The 18,804-nt window shown below is 72.4% G+C and carries 14 protein-coding genes; 6 read left to right on the plus strand and 8 right to left on the minus strand.

The features are described 5' to 3' along the window. Nucleotides 1-24: 24 nt before the first annotated feature. Both OG379_RS15870 and OG379_RS15875 read right to left on the minus strand, forming a co-directional pair. Nucleotides 25-1,641, minus strand: a complete 1,617-nt coding sequence (locus tag OG379_RS15870; protein ID WP_405663250.1) for an L-lactate permease — start codon at nucleotides 1,639-1,641, stop codon at nucleotides 25-27. A 151-nt stretch (nucleotides 1,642-1,792) separates the two neighbouring features. Then, nucleotides 1,793-2,164 carry a DUF3499 domain-containing protein gene (locus tag OG379_RS15875; protein WP_405663252.1) on the minus strand — a complete coding sequence of 124 codons (372 nt, stop codon included), beginning with the start codon at nucleotides 2,162-2,164 and terminating at the stop codon, nucleotides 1,793-1,795. Between the two features lie 312 nt (nucleotides 2,165-2,476). Here OG379_RS15875 and OG379_RS15880 point away from each other — a divergent pair, with 312 nt between their 5' ends. After that, on the plus strand, nucleotides 2,477-2,905 hold the full coding sequence (locus OG379_RS15880; RefSeq protein WP_393766678.1) for a metallopeptidase family protein: 429 nt from the start codon (nucleotides 2,477-2,479) through the stop codon (nucleotides 2,903-2,905). Between the two features lie 20 nt (nucleotides 2,906-2,925). Here the strand turns inward: OG379_RS15880 and OG379_RS15885 are convergent, their stop codons facing one another. The 3 genes from OG379_RS15885 to OG379_RS15895 form a co-directional block, all read right to left on the minus strand. Continuing rightward, complete coding sequence (locus OG379_RS15885; protein ID WP_405663253.1) at nucleotides 2,926-4,464, minus strand: DUF5719 family protein; 1,539 nt, start codon at nucleotides 4,462-4,464, stop codon at nucleotides 2,926-2,928. Continuing rightward, entirely contained in the window at nucleotides 4,461-8,282 is a 3,822-nt protein-coding gene (locus OG379_RS15890; protein WP_405663255.1) for a glycosyltransferase, read from the minus strand. Before OG379_RS15890 ends, OG379_RS15885 begins: the two co-directional genes overlap by 4 nt. A gap of 275 nt (nucleotides 8,283-8,557) precedes the next feature. Further along, nucleotides 8,558-8,821 (minus strand): WhiB family transcriptional regulator, encoded by a 264-nt coding sequence (locus OG379_RS15895; RefSeq protein ID WP_031093859.1) that lies wholly within the window; start codon nucleotides 8,819-8,821, stop codon nucleotides 8,558-8,560. 650 nt (nucleotides 8,822-9,471) lie between these two features. On the opposite strand from OG379_RS15895, the gene OG379_RS15900 reads away from it, so the two are divergent. From OG379_RS15900 to OG379_RS15910, 3 genes are all read left to right on the plus strand, one after another. Further along, nucleotides 9,472-9,972: a cysteine dioxygenase gene (locus OG379_RS15900; protein ID WP_405663257.1), complete on the plus strand. Its 501-nt coding sequence runs from the start codon at nucleotides 9,472-9,474 to the stop codon at nucleotides 9,970-9,972. Nucleotides 9,973-10,265: 293 nt separating this feature from the next. Further along, entirely contained in the window at nucleotides 10,266-11,222 is a 957-nt protein-coding gene (gene cofD, locus OG379_RS15905; protein ID WP_405663259.1) for a 2-phospho-L-lactate transferase, read from the plus strand. Beyond that, a complete protein-coding gene (locus OG379_RS15910; protein WP_405663262.1) occupies nucleotides 11,219-12,547 on the plus strand; it encodes a coenzyme F420-0:L-glutamate ligase in 1,329 nt (442 codons plus the stop codon). Before cofD ends, OG379_RS15910 begins: the two co-directional genes overlap by 4 nt. A 21-nt stretch (nucleotides 12,548-12,568) precedes the next feature. Here the strand turns inward: OG379_RS15910 and OG379_RS15915 are convergent, their stop codons facing one another. The 3 genes from OG379_RS15915 to OG379_RS15925 form a co-directional block, all read right to left on the minus strand. Further along, nucleotides 12,569-13,570, minus strand: a complete 1,002-nt coding sequence (locus tag OG379_RS15915; RefSeq protein ID WP_405663265.1) for a DNA-3-methyladenine glycosylase family protein — start codon at nucleotides 13,568-13,570, stop codon at nucleotides 12,569-12,571. A gap of 96 nt (nucleotides 13,571-13,666) precedes the next feature. Beyond that, nucleotides 13,667-14,758, minus strand: coding sequence for a sugar phosphate nucleotidyltransferase (locus OG379_RS15920; RefSeq protein ID WP_405663267.1), 1,092 nt, complete (start codon nucleotides 14,756-14,758; stop codon nucleotides 13,667-13,669). Nucleotides 14,759-14,836: 78 nt separating this feature from the next. Further along, the gene (locus tag OG379_RS15925) at nucleotides 14,837-16,294 is read right to left on the minus strand and encodes a peptidoglycan recognition protein (RefSeq protein ID WP_405663270.1); all 1,458 of its coding nucleotides are present in this window, start codon (nucleotides 16,292-16,294) and stop codon (nucleotides 14,837-14,839) included. 140 nt (nucleotides 16,295-16,434) lie between these two features. Between OG379_RS15925 and OG379_RS15930 the strand changes: the two genes are divergently transcribed. Both OG379_RS15930 and OG379_RS15935 read left to right on the plus strand, forming a co-directional pair. Then, nucleotides 16,435-17,187, plus strand: coding sequence for a TIGR03089 family protein (locus tag OG379_RS15930; RefSeq protein ID WP_405663273.1), 753 nt, complete (start codon nucleotides 16,435-16,437; stop codon nucleotides 17,185-17,187). Between the two features lie 198 nt (nucleotides 17,188-17,385). Then, complete coding sequence (locus OG379_RS15935; protein ID WP_405663275.1) at nucleotides 17,386-18,666, plus strand: LCP family protein; 1,281 nt, start codon at nucleotides 17,386-17,388, stop codon at nucleotides 18,664-18,666. Nucleotides 18,667-18,804: the final 138 nt, after the last annotated feature.

The raw sequence follows: 18,804 nt of genomic DNA on the forward strand, positions 1-18,804 counted from the left end.
TACCCGGCGGCCCCGGACCTCCGGTCAGGGGAGCATCCAGCCCAGCACCGCCGTGCTCTGGGCCATCACGACCAGGCACATCACCAGCAGCAGACCGAGGCTCCACGGCAGGACCTTCCGCAGCAGATCTCCCTCGCGTCCGGCGAGACCGACGGCCGCGCAGGCGATCGTCAGGTTCTGCGGGGAGATCATCTTGCCCAGCACTCCCCCGGAGCTGTTGGCGGCGGCGAGGAGCTCCGGCGAGAGGCCGGATTCCCGTGCGGCGGACACCTGGAGCGCGCCGAAGAGGGCGTTGGCCGAGGTGTCGGAGCCGGACACGGCGACGCCGAACCAGCCGAGCACCGGCGAGAGGAAGGCGAGCCCGGCACCGGCCGCGGCGACGGACTGCCCGATGGTGGCGGCCTGGCCGGACAGATTCATGACGTAGGCGAGGGCGAGGACGGACGTCACGGTGAGGATCGCGTAGCGCAGTTCGTGCACGGTGGCCGCCCACTCCCGCGCGGCTGTTCCTGCCCGTACGCCGATGACGACGGCGGTGATCAGACCGGCGATCAGGACGAGGGTGCCGCCGGTGCCGATGAGCGGGAGGGAGAACTCGTTGGCGCCGACCGGTTCGCCGTCGGGCCCCGCGACATCGAGGAACGGCCAGTCGAAGACGCGCGTCGCCTCGGCGAGCAGCCGCTTGACGGGCGGGATCTGGGCGATGGAGAACACCGCGACGATCAGGGCGTACGGGGCGTAGGCGCGCAGCACCTCGCGGCGCGGGTCCTCCTGGTCCAGGTCCTCGCTGCGCACGCCCGTCAGGACGGCGGCGCGTACGGGCTCGTCGGCGGGCCTGCGGGCGCCGGGGACGGCGATCAGCGCGCCCGCGCCCACCAGAGCGGCCGCGATGTCGGCGAGCTGCGCGGACACGAAGTTGGACGCGGCGAACTGCGCGACGGCGAAGGCCGCTCCGCAGACGAGCGCGGGAACCCAGGTCTCCCGCAGCCCTCGCCTGCCGTCGACCAGGAAGACCAGGATCAGCGGGACGACGAGCGCGAGCAGCGGAGTCTGGCGGCCGACGACCGTGGCGACGTCGTCCAGTGGCAGGCCGGTGACCTGGGCGAGAGTCACCACGGGCGTGCCCATGGCTCCGAAGGCGACGGGCGCGGTGTTGGCGACCAGGGAGACGACCGCGGCCTTGACCGGGTCGAAGCCGAGCGCGACGAGCATGACGGAGCAGATCGCGACGGGCGCGCCGAAGCCGGCCAGGGCCTCCAGGAGCGCGCCGAAGCAGAAGGCGATGACCAGGGCCTGGATGCGGGGGTCGTCGGACACCCGGCCGAAGGAGCGCCGCAGGATGTCGAAGTGGTGGGTGCGGACGGTCATCCGGTACACCCAGAGGGCGTTGACGACGATCCACATGATGGGGAAGAGCCCGAAGAGGACGCCTTGCGCCCCCGCGGACAGGGTCTGCCCGACGGGCATGCCGAACGCGAGCCAGCCGACGAGCACGGCGACGGCGAGACCGATGAGGCCGGCGCGATGGGCCTTCATGCGGACGGCGCCCAGCAGCACCAGGACGGTCACCAGGGGCAGGGAAGCGACGAGAGCGGACAGAGCCAGCGAATCGGCTACGGGTTCGAGTTGCTGGACAAACACACAGACCTCCCCGGATTCCGTGATGCGGAAGCGATCTCTCACGGGTGGAGGAATGGTCGTGTCCGCGACAAGCCAGCGTCAATGCTCCGTGCCGGAAAACTTCTTCCGGTACGGAGAGGTGGCGGGTGGGACCCGTGGTGCGGGAGGGGTCTCAGGAGTCCGGGGAGCGCAGCACCCGGAGATGTCCGCGGCGCGCGACCTCCACCGGGTCGGCCGCCCGGGGACCCCTGCCGCCCTGCTGACGGTCCTGGGGCCGGGCCGCCTCGCGCACGGCGTTGGCCAGCGCTTCGAGATCGTCACCGCTGGGGCGGGCGGGAGCCGAGGGGTCGGCGAGCCGGACGACTTCCCAGCCGCGCGGCGCGGTGAGCCGTTCACCGTGCTCGGCGCAGAGGTCGTAGCAGTGGGGCTCGGCATAGGTGGCGAGCGGGCCGAGGACCGCGGTCGAGTCGGCATAGACGTACGTCAGTGTCGCGACGGCGGGACGGCCGCACGCGGTTCGCGAACAGCGACGTACAGGGCTCACGATGTTGGACGGTACCGCACTCTTGAGCGGGCTGCGACGACTCTCCCCCGGGTCACCCCGTCGTGTCGCCCACCGCACGGGGCCCGGCGCGGCTCCGGCACAGCCGTTCCGACCTGCGAGGCAGCCCGTGAGCGCGGGCCGGACCGAGGCCGCCGGGAAGAACACAATCGGTCATTCGACGGAGGGTCCGCGATCGGAGCAAGGACCGGAACCGCACTCAACCCTGGCCGGAATGTTCATCTTGGGACACGGAGCGGGCCGGCGGAGAAGCCGTGATCGCCCCGCACCGGGGAGCGTTACGCTGCGTCGGTGATGGACAGCCCCGTACCGCCCCACCCGCCCGAGCCACGGCCCCGCCGCCGCGACCGCCATGGCCGCGGTATGCGCGGACCGGTCGCCCCGCCGCAGGTGCCGCTGTCCGTCAGCAGGGCGGAGAGCTTCCGCGATCTCGTCCAGGACTCGGTGGAGCGGCTGGAGCGGCGCTGGCCCCAGCTGACGGATGTCGACTTCCTGGTCCTCGACGTGCCGGGCTCGCTCGAGGAGACCGTGCCGCTGGGGCGCGCGCTGTCCGCCGAGAAGGGACAGCCCGCGCAGATCGTCGTCTACCGGCGCCCCGTCGAGATCCGCACCAAGAGCCGCGACGAGCGGGCTCTGCTGGTGCACGAGGTCGTAGTGGAACAGGTCGCGGAGCTGCTCGGCCTCTCGCCCGAGTCGGTCGACCCGCGCTACGGGCAGGACTGAACCGCCCGCGGCACGCGGCCTCAGTCGTCCAGGACCGACAGATCCTGCTCCGCCTCGGGCACCTCGACCATGCCCTCGTCGTCCGGCAGCGTCTGCACGGTGAACATGTCGATGCCGCCCTCCTCGATCGTGAGCGTGCGGGCGGCGTGCACCGGGCCGCCCGACTCGGACTCCACCGTCAGGGCGTAGCCGCCCTTGAGGCCGGCCGGAGCCTCCGGCTGGACCTCCAGCGTCGTGCCGCCCTTGACCGTGTACGTCTTGACGGTCGCGTCGCCGCCCTCGCTGCCCGCCGACGCGGTGACCTTCACCTTGGCCGTTTCACCCGGGGCGGTCAGGGAGAGCACCGAGCCCTTCGCCCGGTTGTCGGCCACGCTCGCCCGCTCGCCCACGGGGCCGGTGGCCGGGATGAACGCGACCTCCTGCTCGGCACCCTTGCCGCGCACCACACGCAGGGCGGCGACCACCGGCGTCCCGCTGCCGTCGGCGGGGGTCAGCCGGAGCGAGCCGGGCTCCCCCCGTGTGACGTCCTTGAGGTCGACGCTCGCTGTCATCTGCGACTTGATGTGCAGGGTGTCGTTCCCGGCCGGTGAGAACGCGCCGTTCTTGCCCAGGAGCTGGACCTTCACGTCGGCGTCGTCCTCCCCGGGTGCGAACGCCACGAGGCGTACGGAGGTGGCGTCGGCCGGGATCCCCGGCAGGACCTGGGTGCCCGCCGGGTCGGCGGAGGCGGCCAGCCAGTCGCTGCCCACCTCGTCCTCGGCGGCGCTCACGACCGCGCCGACACGTCCCGACCGGGTGGTGACATGGACGGTGACGTTCTCGGCGGCCTCGCTGGTCAGGGTCGAGATCAGCATCGGGACGCTCGACCTCGCCGGGACGGTGATGCCCTCCGCGACGTCGGACTTCAGGGGGCCCTCGGCGCCGTACAGCTCGATGTCCGCGACGGCGGCGGTGTCGTCGGGGTTGGTGAGATGGACGTAGTCCTGACGGGCCTTCCCGGTGCTCGCCCCCGGGAACCAGAAGTCCGTGTCGGGGGCGGTGCAGCTGACGCCGAGCAGACCGCGGGCACCGCCCGCGGCGGCCATGGTGGTCTGCTGCGCGGTCCAGCCGGGGGCGAACGCGCCGGTGGCGGTGCCGACGAGCGCGGGAGCCCCGGACTTGGAGGTCTCGGCGGTGGACGGCTTGCCGAGGTCCTTGAGCGAGACGACGGGCTTGCTGTCCGCCGTCCTGTCCTTGTCGCCCTTGTCGTCCTTGTCGTCCTTGTCCGCGTCCCCCTTCTCCGCGTCCTCGTCCGCGGGGAGGGCTTCGGCCGCCTTCAGCTCGGCGGCACCGGCCTCCTGGCCCCCCTTCCCCGCCGGGGTGAAGGACGTGTACGTCGTCTCCGCCAGGTCGGACATGCTCGGCTCCGGGCAGAGCAGGCTGGAGCGCTCGACAGGGAGCCGGGCGGCGGCCTTCGCCTCCGTGGCGCCCTCGTCACCGGGCACGGTGAGCGCGGCGAAGCCGGTGACGGCGGCTAGGGCGACGACGCCCGCGATGAGGGACAGGGGGGTGGACTTCACTCGGACTCGCCTCGCGATGCGTTGCCGTTGCCGTTGTCGTTCGGCCACGGGCCCTGGCCCGGGGTCGCGTTCTCGTCGTGCCCGTCATGGCCGTCGTACGGGGCGGCTTCGCCGGTCCCCGGGGCGTAGGGCTGCTGCTGGGCGTAGCCGTACGGGTCGTAGGCGCCCTGCTGCTGGTACGGGTCCTGCTGGTAGGGATCGGGCTGGTAGTACTGGCCGGCGTCCTGGCCGCCCTGGTACTGGCCGTAGTCGGCGCCCTGGTACTGCTGCGCCTCCCACTCCCCGTAGTTCTGCTGCGGGACCGCCGCGTAGGTGCCGGTGCCTTCCTGGGCACCCGCGTACGGGTCCGTGCCGTCCTGGCCGGCCGCGTAGGGGTCCGTGCCGTCCTGGGTGCCGGGGACCGCCGCGTACGGATCGGCGTTCTGCTGCGCCGGGATGTACTCCCCCGGCGCCTGCTCCGGAACGCCCGGAGCCGCCTCGCCGTACCCGGTCGCCGAGCCGTCCTCCACGTGCCCCGTCCCCGCCGGGTCGTCTCCCGCCGCCGCTTCGGCCTGGGCCGCCGCGCGCAGCCTGCGGGCCCGGCGTCCTTCACCGGCGACCGGCTCGGCCGCGACGGCCTCGGTCTCCTCCGGCAGGTCGTCGTCGATCTCCCGGCGGCGGCCCGGCAGGGCCATCACCACCAGGACGACGCCGAGCGCCACCTGCGCCCAGACCCAGGCGGTGTGGGTGACGGGTTCGTCGAAGGTGAGGTCCAGCGTGCCGCCCCCGGCGGGCAGCTCGAAGCCTTGCGCCCAGCCGTCCACGGTTTTCGGGGTCAGTGCCTTGCCGTCCAGCGTGGCCTGCCAGCCCGGATCGGCCGCGTCGGCGATCCGGAGCACCCGGCCCGAGCCGCCCTCGGGGATCTCGCTGTGCGCCTCGACGGCCTGCGATCCGACGGGTACGGGCTCGGCGCCCTCGCCGGAGGGGACGACCGCGAGCCGGGAGACCTGCCGGTCGACCCGCCACAGGGCGCTGCCGTCCAGCTGGCTGAGCCTGCTCAGGCCCGGGGTCGAGTCCAGCACCCGGCTCATCTGGCGGGGCGCCCCGTCCCGCACGAGTACGTAGCGGATCGCGAAGCCGCTGAGCTGGCTGCCCTGGTCGGCGCCGGAGCCCGCGACCAGGTTGGCGACGACCTTGTCGAGGTGGGTGTTGCTGCCGCCGGCCTCGGTGAGCTCGGCGTCGCCCAGGCGGGCGCCCGAGCCGCGGACCAGGCTGTACGAGACAGCGGCGGGGGACGTGCCCCCGAGCACCAGCGTGCGCGCCTGGTCGCGGGTGTTGCTCTCCTCCGCGACGAAGGCGGGCACCTGCACGGGGTCGCGGCGCTCCACCGGACCGGCCGCGCCGCCGATCATCCAGCCGGCGGCGGCCAGGACCGGGGCGAGCCCGGCGGCCAGGGCGATCAGCGCGGCGACCGGCTGACGCCAGCCGAAGCTCAGTGCGGCGACCCGGACCCGGGCCCCGTCCGCGCCGAGCAGTGCCGCGGTGAGCAGCGCGATGCCGTAGACGAGCGTGGCGGGCCCCGCCCAGGTGGAGCCGTTGGAGATCGCCGCGAAGACCAGGGAGACGAGCACGACGACCCAGGCGGTGCGGATCGCGAACTGCCGCTCCCCGCGCATCAGGGCGGCCAGCGCCGCCAGCACGATACCGAGCAGCAGGACGCCGCCGGCGGCCTTGGGGCCGCCGGGGCTGATGCCGAGCAGGTCGAGGGCGGACGCCGTGCCCGTACCGATGTCGAGCCCGGCCTCCTTCAGGAGCTTCGACGGGCTGGTCAGCAGGGAGAGCGACCAGGGCGCGAGAACCAGGAGCGGGGTTCCGGCCGTGGCCAGGAAGCGCAGTCCGTACGCCGTGATGTCGCTCCGGCGCAGCACGAGCACCCCGATGCCGAGGACCACCGCGAGCGGCCAGACGATCGGCGTGAAGGCCATGGTGAAGGTGAGCAGCAGGGTGTACGCCCAGGTGGCGCGCCAGCTGCCGCGTGCGGTGGAGCCGTCGCCCCGCAGCCCGTGCGCGGCGACGGCCGCGCGGGCGATGAGCGGGAGCAGGACGGCCAGGACCGCCGTGCCGAGCCGCCCGGTGGCCAGCGCTCCGGTGGCGGCGGGCAGGAAGGCGTAGGCGACGCTCGCCCAGGCCCGCAGGAGCCGGGACTCGATCAGCGGCCGGGAGGCGAAGTACGCGGTGAGCCCGGCGAGCGGGACCGAACAGACGAGCAGGAGGGTCAGCGCGAAGCCCGTGGAGCCGAGGAAAAGCGCCGACAGGGCGGCGATCACGCCGAGGTAGGGAGGTGCGGACTGCGTTCCACCGGTGCCGACGGGGTGCCAGCCGTCCGCGTAACGCCCCCAGAGGTCGGAGACGTCGGCCGGGGCGGGCAGCAGTGCGCCGCCCGCGAGTGCACCACTGCCGAGCAGGCTCCGGCAGGCCACCAGCGAGACGAGGAGGAGGAGCGCGAAGAGCACGGGGCCGGGCTTGCGGCCGACCTTCTTGAGCCGTGCGAACTGTTCGATCTCCAGGAAGTCGGCGTCGTCACCGCCGGGCCCGGACTCCACCGCTCCGTGCCGCGAGCCGCCCGAGTCGGAGTCGGTGCGGTTGCCGAAGTTGCCGGCGACCTGCTCGACGGTGGCCCGGACCGTGGCGCCCGGCGGCGGGAAGAGCGACCGCAGCTCGGCCGCGTCCACCGTTCCTCCCTTGCGCGCGCGGCGCGCGGCGAGGATCCGCCCGGGGCGCAGCAGGGTTCCGAAGAGTCCGGCGACCTCGTCGAGCGCCTGCCCGGGCACCTTGCCCACCAGGTAGGCGAGGGTGCGCAGCAGGGTGCCGACGACGAGCCGGACCAGTGCCCACGGCAGCTGTTTGCCGCGGGCGTTGACGAGCATCGTGTAGACGGCGCCGGCTTTGTCGACGCGGTGCGGGCTGGCGACGGAGCGTCCGGCACAGTCGATGGGGCGGCGTTCCCTGGCGGAGGCCTCGGCGTGCCGCAGGACGGCGTCGGGGGCGACGAGCACCCGGTGGCCGGCCATGTGCGCGCGCCAGCAGAGGTCGACGTCGTCACGCATCAGCGGGAGCCTGCGGTCGAAGCCGCCGAGCTCCTCCCAGACGTCGCGGCGCACCAGCATGCCGGCGGAGGAGACGGAGAGCACCGTACGGACCTGGTCGTGCTGGCCCTGGTCCTGTTCGCGTCGGTCCAGTCCGGTCCAGCGGCGTCCGCTGTTGGCGATGGAGACGCCGACCTCGAGGAGCTGCTTGCGGTCGTACCAGCCACGCAGCTTGGGACCGACGATCGCGGCGTGCTTGTCGTTGTCGACGACGCGGAGCATCTCGGCGAGCGCGTCCGGTTCGGGGGCGCTGTCGTCGTGCAGCAGCCAGAGCCACTGGACGGGTTCGCCGTGCGGAAGCTCCGGCAGGTCGTACGCGTCGTCGCGCCAGCTGCGGGTGACGGGGTCCCAGCCGCTGGGGCGCTTCAGGTACGGCAGGTCGTCGGGGGTGAGGACGCCGGCCGTGCGGGTCGCCTCTTCGACGGCCGTGCCGAAGCTCGTACGCCGGGCGAGGTGGAGGACGCGCTCGCCGCCCAGTGCCTCGGTCACCAGACGGGCGGAGTCGTCGGCGCTGCCTGTGTCGGCGGCGACGACGTTCTGTACGGGGCGCTCCTGCCCGAGCAGTCCGCCGAGCACGTGGGGCAGCCATCGTGCGCCGTCGTGCGAGACGAGCACGGCGGTGACGACGTGCCGGGGAAACTCAGGGGCGGCGGCGGCCGCGTTCGGCGCCGCCGAGTGGCTGTGCACGGACATCGGGGTACGGGCCCTCCGGCCGGGTCCGGAGGGGGTCCCCCCCGGGGGCTGCATCGGTGTACACGCGCGCCCCGGCGGGGCGTTGGCGCGTCTCTCGGACGGGGCCCCACACTAACGGTACGGATGTCCGGCCCGCGCCGAGCGGTTGACCGGCGGGAACGGAGACGCCCGGAGATGCCGGAGATGGCCGGACATGCCGATGGCCTGGGGGCCGCGCCCTGCGTACAGGGTGCGGCCCCCAGGCCATCGCCGTCCCGGTGTCCCGGCGCTCGGCGTCAGATGGCCGCCTTCTTCAGGCGTCGCCGCTCCCGCTCGGAGAGGCCGCCCCAGATCCCGAACCGCTCGTCGTTGTTGAGGGCGTACTCAAGGCATTCGGAACGGACCTCGCAGGCGAGACAGACCTTCTTGGCCTCGCGGGTGGAGCCGCCCTTTTCAGGAAAGAAGGACTCGGGGTCGGTCTGGGCGCACAGCGCGCGCTCCTGCCAGCCGAGCTCTTCGTCCGCGTCCTCGACCAGCAGTTGCTGGAACAGCTCGGTCATGTGCGCCCCTCGTCTGTCTCTTGCGTCCCCGTGATGCGGCCGTTATCGATGCGGCCGAACGACACGAGTGAAATTACAAGTGTGTAGCTTCGGGCCAGTCAAGCGAAGATCTGCTATTGGCCTCGGTATTCACTCTGCGGAACCAAGCCTATGCGGTAAGTGTTCAAATCACCAAAAACCTGACATATGCCATCAGCCTCACCCGGCCCCGCTTCTCACTCGGTGAGACGAGCGAGGCGGCCCCGATGTTTCGATTTGATCACCGGAGCGACCAAGATCACAGTAGGGTCACGGCCCGTCAGTCGCGTTTACAGACACAGTTGATGCGCCACCTTGCCCCTGCAATGGGTGCCAAAACCTTTCTCCTGCGACCGCAACCGGATGGGGTGAAACATTGCCGCCAAATCGGTCATTGGGTTGACAGAGTGCAGACCCACCCGGTCTCCTTGACTTCATGCCAGCGACCGCAGTGACGTACACGACCCACACCCGTGGGTTCCGTACGGCTGTCCAGGCCCGCTGTTGCTGTTCCAGCTGTCACAGCTGTTGAAGCCCGTAGCGCTCCAGCTCTGATCCAGCTTCGTTTCATCGCATTCCGGTCTCCGCGACCCCCCGCACGCGTATCCACATGCCGAGGAACCACCGCACCCATGAACAGCGACAGCGACCTTTCGATCGCCGGCGACATCCTTGAGGTCCAGCACCTTCTCCAGCCGGCCAGCCCCCATCCCTCCACCGTGGCCGGGTTCGCAGGACTCGCCCGCTCCATCGCCGCGGACCGCGCCCGGTGGGCGCCGCTCGTCCGGTACGACACCACGACCCGCTGGTACCACCGGCTGCAGACCGGGCCGGGTTACGAGGTCTGGCTGCTGAGCTGGGTACCCGGCCAGGGCAGCGGCCGCCACGACCACGGCCTCTCCTCCGGTGTACTCACGGTCCTGGAGGGCGAGTTGAACGAGCACACGGCGCGCGGGGCGCAGGCCCTGGACGCGGGCGCCCAGCGCGTCTTCGCCCCGGGATACGTCCACGAGGTCGTCAACGACTCCCTGGAACCCGCCGTCAGCCTGCACATCTACTTCCCGGGCCTGACGGACATGCCCATGCACGCGACACAGTGCGCTCCGGCCGCCGAAGACGCCGTACCGGCCTGAGCCACCGCCGGCTCCGACCACCTGACTGCCCACCCGTCGCCCACCACCACCCCGACAACGATCAGGCTTCGCCCGACAGCCCACCCGTCGCCCACCACCACCCCGACAACGATCAGGCTTCGCCCGACAGCCCACCCGTCGCCCACCACCACCCCGACAACGATCAGGCTTCGCCCGACAGCCCACCCGTCGCCCACCACCACCCCGACAACGATCAGGCTTCGTCCGACAGCCCACCCGTCGCCCACCACCACCCCGACAACGATCAGGCTTCGCCTGACAGACTGTTGCGCATGCGCATTGTGGTTCTGGCCGGCGGTATCGGTGGTGCTCGTTTCCTGCGTGGCCTCAAACAGGCCGCGCCCGACGCGGACATCACGGTGATCGGCAACACCGGCGACGACATCCATCTGTTCGGGCTGAAGGTCTGTCCCGACCTCGACACCGTGATGTACACCCTCGGCGGTGGCATCAACGAGGAGCAGGGCTGGGGGCGTACCGACGAGAGCTTCCGGGTCAAGGACGAGCTCGCGGCGTACGGCGTGGGGCCCGAGTGGTTCGGCCTCGGCGACCGTGACTTCGCGACCCACATCGTCCGTACGCAGATGCTCGGCGCGGGCTATCCCCTGAGCGCGGTCACCGAGGCCCTCTGCGCACGCTGGAAGCCGGGGGTCCGGCTGATCCCGATGTCCGACGACCGCATCGAGACGCATGTGGCCGTGGACGTCGACGGCGAGAGCAAGGCCATCCACTTCCAGGAGTACTGGGTGAAGCTGCGCGCCTCCGTGCCGGCGCAGGCCGTCGTGCCGGTGGGCGCGGAGCAGGCCAAGCCCGCTCCGGGCGTCCTGGAGGCCATCGCCGAGTCGGACGTCATCGTCTTCCCGCCGTCGAACCCCGTCGTGTCGGTGGGGACCATCCTCGCCGTGCCCGGCATCCGGGAGGCGATCGCCGAGGCCGGGGTCCCCGTCGTCGGGCTCTCCCCCATCGTCGGCGACGCGCCCGTGCGGGGCATGGCCGACAAGGTGCTGGCCGCCGTGGGCGTCGAGTCCACCGCCGCGGCCGTCGCCCAGCACTACGGTTCGGGTCTGCTCGACGGCTGGCTCGTCGACAGCGTGGACGCCGGAGTGGTCGACGAGGTCGAGGCGGCGGGGATCCGCTGCCGCGCCGTCCCGCTGATGATGACGGACGTCGACGCCACCGCCGAGATGGCCCGCCAGGCCCTGGCGCTGGCCGAGGAGGTACGGGCATGAGCGGCGGTCCGGCCGACGCGGCGCCCGCGTACCGGGTGTGGGCCCTGCCCGGGATGCCCGAGGTGCGGGAGGGCGACGATCTCGCGAAGCTGATCGCCGCCACGGAGCCCGGCCTGGTCGACGGCGATGTCCTGCTGGTCACCTCGAAGATCGTCTCCAAGGCGGAGGGCCGGATCGTCGAGGCCACCGACCGGGAGGCGGCGATCGACGCCGAGACCGTCCGGGTGGTCGCCCGGCGCGGGACGCTCAGGATCGTGGAGAACCGGCAGGGGCTCGTCATGGCCGCGGCCGGGGTCGACGCCTCGAACACCCCGGCCGGGACGGTCCTTCTGCTGCCCGAGGACCCGGACGCGTCGGCCCGGCTGATCCGGGACGGCCTGCGGGACGCGCTCGGTGTCGAGGTCGGGGTCGTCGTCACGGACACCTTCGGCCGCCCCTGGCGCAACGGCCTGACGGACGTGGCGATCGGAGCCGCGGGGGTGAAGGTCCTGGACGACCTCCGGGGCGGCACCGACGGATACGGCAATCCGCTGAGCGCCACCGTCGTGGCCACCGCCGACGAGCTGGCCTCCGCCGGTGACCTGGTGAAGGGCAAGGCGTCCGGGCTGCCGGTCGCGGTGGTGCGCGGGCTCCCCCACGTGGTGGCGGACGCGTCCGCGGACGAGGACCGGGGCGCCCGGGCGATGGTGCGGGTCGCGGCCGACGACATGTTCCGGCTGGGTACGTCCGAGGCGGTGCGGGAAGCGCTGCATCTCCGGCGCACGGTCCGGGAGTTCACGGACGAGCCGGTCGACCCCGGCGCCGTGCGACGAGCCGTGGCGGCGGCCGTGACGGCTCCCGCGCCCCACCACACGACCCCGTGGCGCTTCGTCCTGCTGGAGTCGGAGCGGTCGCGTCACCGGCTGCTGGACGCGATGCGGGACGCGTGGATCGCGGATCTGCGCCGGGACGGCCGCAGCGAGGAGTCGGTCGCCAAGCGGGTACGGCGGGGCGATGTCCTGCGCAACGCGCCGTACCTGGCCGTCCCGTGCCTCGTGATGGACGGCTCGCACACCTACGGGGACGAGCGCCGGGACACCGCGGAGCGCGAGATGTTCGTGGTCGCCGCCGGCGCGGGCGTGCAGAACTTCCTGGTGGCGCTCGCGGGTGAGCGGCTCGGCTCGGCGTGGGTCTCCTCCACGATGTTCTGCCGGCCCGTGGTGCGCGAGGTGCTGGACCTGCCGGACTCCTGGGATCCGCTGGGCGCGGTGGCCGTGGGACACCCGAAAGGGACGCCGCCGGCGCGGACGGCCCGGGACGCGGGCGCGTTCATCGCGGTGCGCTGAAGCAGGCCCCGGGACCGCCGGTCAGAGCCGGGCGATGTCCCGGGGCGTCATCCGAGGGGCCCGGCGCTCCGGGGTGTGTCCCGAGAGCATGATCAGGCGGGTCGCGCGATGGCGCTGGCCCTCGTACGGGGCGAGGAGCTCCAGCATCTCCTCGTCGTCGGCGTTCCTGTTGCCCGCGAGCGCGTGACCCACGATGCCCGGCAGGTGGAGGTCGCCGACCGTCACCGCGTCCGCCGCGCCGTTCGAACGCTGCAGGGTCTCCGCCGCCGTCCAGGGGCCGATGCCCGGGATCAGCTGCAGCCGGGCCGACGCCTCGGGGAGTTCCATGGCGGCCGCCTCCTCCATGCGCCGGGCCACCCGGACCGCGCGCAGGATCGTGGCGGAGCGCTTGGCGTCCACGCCCGCGCGGTGCCACTCCCAGGACGGGATCAGTGACCAGGTCCTGGCGTCCGGCATGACGTACAGGCCGTACGTGGCGAACGCCGCGTCGGCGGGGCCGGGGGCGGGGGTGCCGTAGGTGCGGAGCAGCAGCCGCCAGGCGCGGTAGGCCTCGTCCGTGGTGACCTTCTGTTCCAGGATCGACGGGATCAGGGACTCCATGACCAGCCCGGTGCGCAGCAGGCGCAGGCCCGGCCGGCGACGCTGGGTCAGGGCGATCAGCTTGTGGCGGGGGCGGAAGGCGTCCGGGGTGTCGCCCGCGCCGAGCAGCGCGGGGAGTCCGTCCAGGAGCCACTGGGCGCCCGGCCCCCAGGCCGTCGCCGCGACACGGCCGTCGTGGGACGCGGAGACCCGCAGGGTGCCGGGGCCGGCCGGGGTGCGGGTCGCCCGCCAGAAGGATCCGTCGGGCAGGGCGCGGTAGGCGGGGTCCGCCGGTCCGCGCCGCAGGGGGCTCAGGACCAGCCGCAGGTCGAGCGGGTCCGGCGGTGTCCAGGTCCGGGTCCGCGGCGGGGACGCGGAGCCCGCGTCGAACCCCGGCTCCTGACGGGGCACGGCGGTGGTGCGGGGTACGAAGCGTCCTGCCACGGGTGAGGTCCTCGGTCGTCGGGGGTTCCTGTCGAGGGTAGACCGGAAGGGCCCTCCCCCGGGCCGGCCGGACCTCTCACCGGCCGGTGGGACAGGTCACTGGTCGGACGAGAAGCGGACCGAGGCGTCCGGGAGGACCGCGCCGCACCAGACACGGATCCCGTCACGCAGTTCGTTGTCGGCGCCGACCTGGGCGCCGTCGCCGATCACCGCGCCCGTGAGCACCGAGCGGCTGCCGATCCGGGCCCCGGCCCCGACCAGCGAGTCGGTGACGACCGCGCCCGGTTCGACGACCGCGCCGTCCAGCACGGTGGAGCCCGAGATCCTGGCGCCCTCGCCGATCAGCGCGCCCTCGCCGATGACCGTGCCGCCGGTCAGCTTGGCGTCGGCGGCCACGGAGGCGGTGGGCAGGACGAGCCGGTCGCCGCAGCGGCCGGGCACGGCCGGGGACGGGGCGCGGCCGAGGACCAGGTCGGCGGAGCCGCGTACGAACGCCTGCGGGGTGCCCAGGTCCAGCCAGTACGTGGAGTCCACCATGCCCTGGAGATGAGCTCCGGTGGCCAGCAGGCCGGGGAAGGTCTCGCGCTCCACGGAGACCGGCCGGCCTGCCGGGATCGTGTCGATGACCGACCGGCGGAAGATGTACGCCCCCGCGTTGATCTGGTCGGTGACTATCTCCTCGGGTGTCTGCGGCTTCTCCAGGAAGGCCGTCACCCGGCCCGTGGCGTCCGTCGGCACGAGACCGAAGGCCCGCGGGTCCTCCACCCTGGTGAGGTGCAGGGAGACGTCCGCCCCGGAGGTGGCGTGCGCCGAGACCAGGGCCCGGATGTCGAGACCGGTGAGGATGTCCCCGTTGAACACCATGACGGGTTCGTCCGGGCCCGAGGCCAGGCGCGACGCCACGTTCCTGATGGCTCCGCCGGTACCGAGGGGTTCGTCCTCGGTGACGTACTCGATGGAGAGGCCGAGCGACGAACCGTCACCGAAATACGGTTCGAATACCTCCGCCAGGTAGGACGTGGCGAGCACGATGTGCTCCACCCCGGCGGCCCTGGCACGCGCCAGCTGGTGCGTGAGGAACGGCACCCCCGCCGCCGGAACCATCGGCTTGGGGGTGTGCACCGTGAGCGGACGCAGCCGGGTGCCCTTGCCACCGACCAGGAGGATCGCTTCTTTTGCCTCTGTCACAGCACCGTCTCTGCTTCCTGCTGGGGCCGGGCCTCGTTTCGGCTGGCCAGTGTATGCAGACCGTTCGGAGCCTCCCGGTCAGCGGCCCTGCAGCTTCGCCGAACTGGTCCGGGCCGTGCCGAGCTTGTTGTAAAGACGGATTCCGGGGCATTCGGTTGCGAACCCGTCGCGGTGCCCGGAGATGACGTTGAGTTTGGCCTTCGCACCCTTCTTGTACTTGCCGCTGCCGCCGGAGACGAGCGTGACCTTGCCCTTGGGGTTGCGGCCGAACAGGCCGAGCTTCCAGGCGGTGAGCTTGGCGATGGCGGTGACCGCCGCGGCGGGAGGGTTCTTCGAGCTGTACGTCCCGAGTACGGCGATGCCCATGCTGTTCGTGTTGAAACCGAGGGTGTGGGCGCCGAGAACCGCCTTCGACACGCCCCCGGCGCGGCCCTCGTAGATGTTTCCGCACTTGTCGACGGCGAAGTTGTAGCCGAAGTCACGCCAGCCGCTGCTCTTGACGTGGTAGCGGTAGATACTGCGCAGGACGGAGGGCGCCTGGGCGCAGGTGTAGTTGTTGCCGGTGGCGCTGTGGTGGACGAACGCCGCCTTGACGGTCGAGGTGTAGGCGAAGGTGCGCTCGCGCAGGCTCTCGTCGGCGCCCCAGCCCTTGCGGGTGACGATGCGCGGCCGAGGTCCCACGAACGGCTTGGCGCCCGCTCCGACGACCGCCTGCTCCTCCGACTCGGCCTTGCTCAGGGCGGAGATCTCGGCGGCGCCCAGCGGGGCGAGGTCGGCGTTGACCGCGGAGCTCTCCGCCGCGGCGGTCGTGAGGCCCGCTGCCTCCGGGAGCGCACCGGGCTGGGCGGCCGTGGCGGGCGTCGCGGTGCCCGCCGACGGGGTGACGGCGGACGGGGTGCCGGTGGCCGGGGTGGCGGTGGCCGGAGTGGCCTCGGCGCGCGGCTGCTCCGGGTCGTCGCCCGGGTCGACGAGTTCCACCTGGAGGCCGGCGGGGAGAGCCGCGGCGTCGGCTGCACCGCTCCGCGGTCCGGCGTTCTCGGAACGTACGCGTACCTCGACTCCGTCCGAGTCGCCGACCCAGAGGGGGGCGGTGGAGCCGCGGACCGTTCCCGATTCGCGTTCGGGGCTGCCGGAGTCCGCGGCGTGGTCGGTGTTGTGGGTCTCCAGGGACTGCCAGCCGGACCACTTGGTGGTCCCGGTCGCGCGGGTGCGGACCTGGACGGTGCCGTGCAGTTCGGCGTCGGCGTCGTCCCAGACGACGCCGATGAGGGAGAAGCGGTGCGAGTCGCGCCGCAGCAGCCCTTGCGCGTCCGCGGGGTGCATGGACTCGGTAGGTGTACCGGTGGCCCTCGGGACCGCGCCGGGGAGCGGGCGCAGTGGCATCGACTGGGTCGATCCCGCGGGTTCGGCGGGGGCTGCCGCGGGCGCCTGCGCGACCGGGGCCTGGGCGGGGGCGGCGGGGGCGGGCGCGGCGAGCGGGAGGGTGAGTGCCGTCGCGCAGGTGACGCCGATCGAGGTTGCAAGAAGTGCACGCATACAGGAAATCCTTGACAGAATCCGGCATTCCCGGCTACTGGAGTAAACCCGCTTGCAGTTGACGCCCCGTCTGCCGAACCGGTGTACGAGGCACTCGTGACGCCCCGTGGGGCCGGCACCCGCCGCGTACCCTTGCGCGGATGAACGCCAGTGATCGCACCCCCGCCGACCTGCTGCGATCCGCGCTCGCCGCGGACCCCGGCCGTCCCCTCGTCACCTTCTACGACGACGCAACCGGAGAGCGCGTCGAACTGTCGGTGGCCACCTTCGCCAATTGGGTGGCCAAGACCGCCAATCTGCTCCAGGGAGATCTGGCCGCCGAGCCGGGCGACCGGCTCGCCCTGCTGCTCCCCGCCCACTGGCAGTCGGCCGTCTGGCTGCTCGCCTGCTCGTCCGTGGGTGTCGTCGCCGAGATCCAGGGCGACCCGGCATCCGCCGATCTGGTCGTCAGCGGCCCCGACACGCTCGACCGGGCCCGCGCGTGCCGGGGTGAGCGCGTCGCGCTGGCCCTGCGCCCGCTCGGCGGCCGGTTCCCGCAGCCTCCCGAGGGGTTCGCGGACTACGCGGTGGAGGTACCCGGCCAGGGCGACCGTTTCGCCCCGTTCGCCCCTGTGGACCCGGCGGCCCCCGCACTGACCGTGGGCGGCGTGGGCCTGACGGCGGACCAGCTCGTCGCGCGGGCCCGTGAGGACGCGGCGGAGCTGGGACTGGGTCCGGGGTCCAGGATCCTGACGGGTCGTACGTACGACACCTGGGAGGGGCTCTCCGCCGGGCTCTTCGCACCGCTGGCCGCGGGAGGCTCCGTCGTCCTGTGCCGCCACCTGGACCGGCTCGACGAGGACGGGCTGGCCAAGCGCGTCGAAAGCGAGCGGATCACCGGCACCGCGGTATGACAAGCGCCCCTGAGGCCACTCGTCCGGCCCACAGCGGGCCGAGCCCCCGGGAATGCACACCGGCGGCGGTACATGATCGGGCGGTACGAACCACCACCGGGAACGCCGCCCGGATGCACAACCAAGCGTGAGGTTCAGCCGTCTACTTCTGCGACCGGCGGCCCATCGCGCCGCCGAACGTGAAGGATGGACGCAGACGTGAGCGACAGCCCCGGCACCCCCGCCGAACCGGACCGCCCGGACGACTCGGCCGGGGGCGGGCCTGCGGACGGGAGCGACGGCGGGTCCGCGGCCGGCACCTGGGCCGAGCGCCCCCGGCCCGGCCCCGGGAACGGCCGGCGGCCCTGGCTCCGCTGGACCGCCCTCGCGGCCTCCTTCCTCGTACTGGTCGCCGCCGGGGTCGGCTGGTGGCTCTACAAGAAGCTCGACGGCAACATCAGCACCGACACGAGCGCGGCCGCCGAGCTCAAGGCATACGAGAAGGAGCGCCCGCGGCCGATCGCGAGGGGCGCCCAGAACATCCTGCTCATCGGCTCCGACACCCGCTCCGGCGACAACAGCCGGTACGGCCGTGACGACGGAGGCAGCCAGCGCTCGGACACCACGATCCTGCTGCACCTCGCGGCCGACCGCGAGAGCGCGACGGCGGTGTCGATCCCGCGCGACCTCATGGCCGAGATCCCCAGCTGCCACAAGGACGACGGCAAGGCCACGAAGAAGCAGTTCGCCCAGTTCAACTGGGCCTTCGAGCTCGGCGGCACGGCCTGCACGATCCGTACGGTCGAGAAGATGACGGGCGTCCGCGTCGACCACCACATGGTCATCGACTTCAACGGCTTCAAGGACATGGTCGACGCCGTGGACGGCGTGGAGGTCTGCCTCAAGGAGCCGGTCGACGACGCGGACGCCCGCCTCAAGCTCCCCGCGGGCCGCCAGAAGCTCGACGGCGAGGCGGCCCTCGGATACGTGCGGGCCCGTAAGTCGATCGGCGACGGCAGCGACACCGAGCGCATGGACCGTCAGCAGAAGTTCCTGGGGGCCCTCGTCAACAAGATGCAGAGCAACGGCGTGCTGCTGAACCCGGCACGGCTCTACCCGGTGCTGGACGCGGCGACCAAGTCGCTCACCACCGACCAGGGGCTGGACTCCCTGAGGGACCTGTACGACCTGGTGCGCGGGATGCGGAACGTCCCCACGGAGAAGGTGCAGTTCCTGACCGTGCCCCGGAAGGAATACCGCGCCGACCCGAACCGCGACGAGCTCGTGCAGCCGGGCGCGGACCGGCTGTTCACACAGCTGCGTAAGGACGAGCCCGTCACCGTGGTTCCCGCCGAGGAAATCAAATCCGGGGATTCACAGGCAGATCACAGCTCCGGGAAGGACCCGTCCGGCCAAAAGCCAGGCGATTCGGACGCGAGCCCGACCCCGGCGCCCACCTATTCGGGGTCGAATGCCGCAGATGACCCGTGCGGCTCGTAAAACAATGCCCAAAACATCAACAGGCATGGACGGCAAACGGAGCGGAATAGGCGGAATGCCCGGTTGTAAAGAGCGTGGAATGTGTCACGCACGCCCCCTGTGGCCGATTCCGCCGGATAGTGTGACGCGATCCGGTGC

Source organism: Streptomyces sp. NBC_01166 (assembly GCF_045039765.1).
Taxonomy (GTDB): domain Bacteria; phylum Actinomycetota; class Actinomycetes; order Streptomycetales; family Streptomycetaceae; genus Streptomyces.

Coding starts and splice junctions, on each gene's coding strand:
- cofD (WP_405663259.1), top strand. CDS start 10,266: ATGCGCATTGTGGTTCTGGCCGGCGGTATCGGTGGTGCTCGTTTCCTG.
- OG379_RS15880 (WP_393766678.1), top strand. CDS start 2,477: ATGGACAGCCCCGTACCGCCCCACCCGCCCGAGCCACGGCCCCGCCGC.
- OG379_RS15890 (WP_405663255.1), bottom strand. CDS start 8,282: ATGTCCGTGCACAGCCACTCGGCGGCGCCGAACGCGGCCGCCGCCGCC.
- OG379_RS15900 (WP_405663257.1), top strand. CDS start 9,472: ATGAACAGCGACAGCGACCTTTCGATCGCCGGCGACATCCTTGAGGTC.
- OG379_RS15895 (WP_031093859.1), bottom strand. CDS start 8,821: ATGACCGAGCTGTTCCAGCAACTGCTGGTCGAGGACGCGGACGAAGAG.
- OG379_RS15910 (WP_405663262.1), top strand. CDS start 11,219: ATGAGCGGCGGTCCGGCCGACGCGGCGCCCGCGTACCGGGTGTGGGCC.
- OG379_RS15925 (WP_405663270.1), bottom strand. CDS start 16,294: ATGCGTGCACTTCTTGCAACCTCGATCGGCGTCACCTGCGCGACGGCA.
- OG379_RS15930 (WP_405663273.1), top strand. CDS start 16,435: ATGAACGCCAGTGATCGCACCCCCGCCGACCTGCTGCGATCCGCGCTC.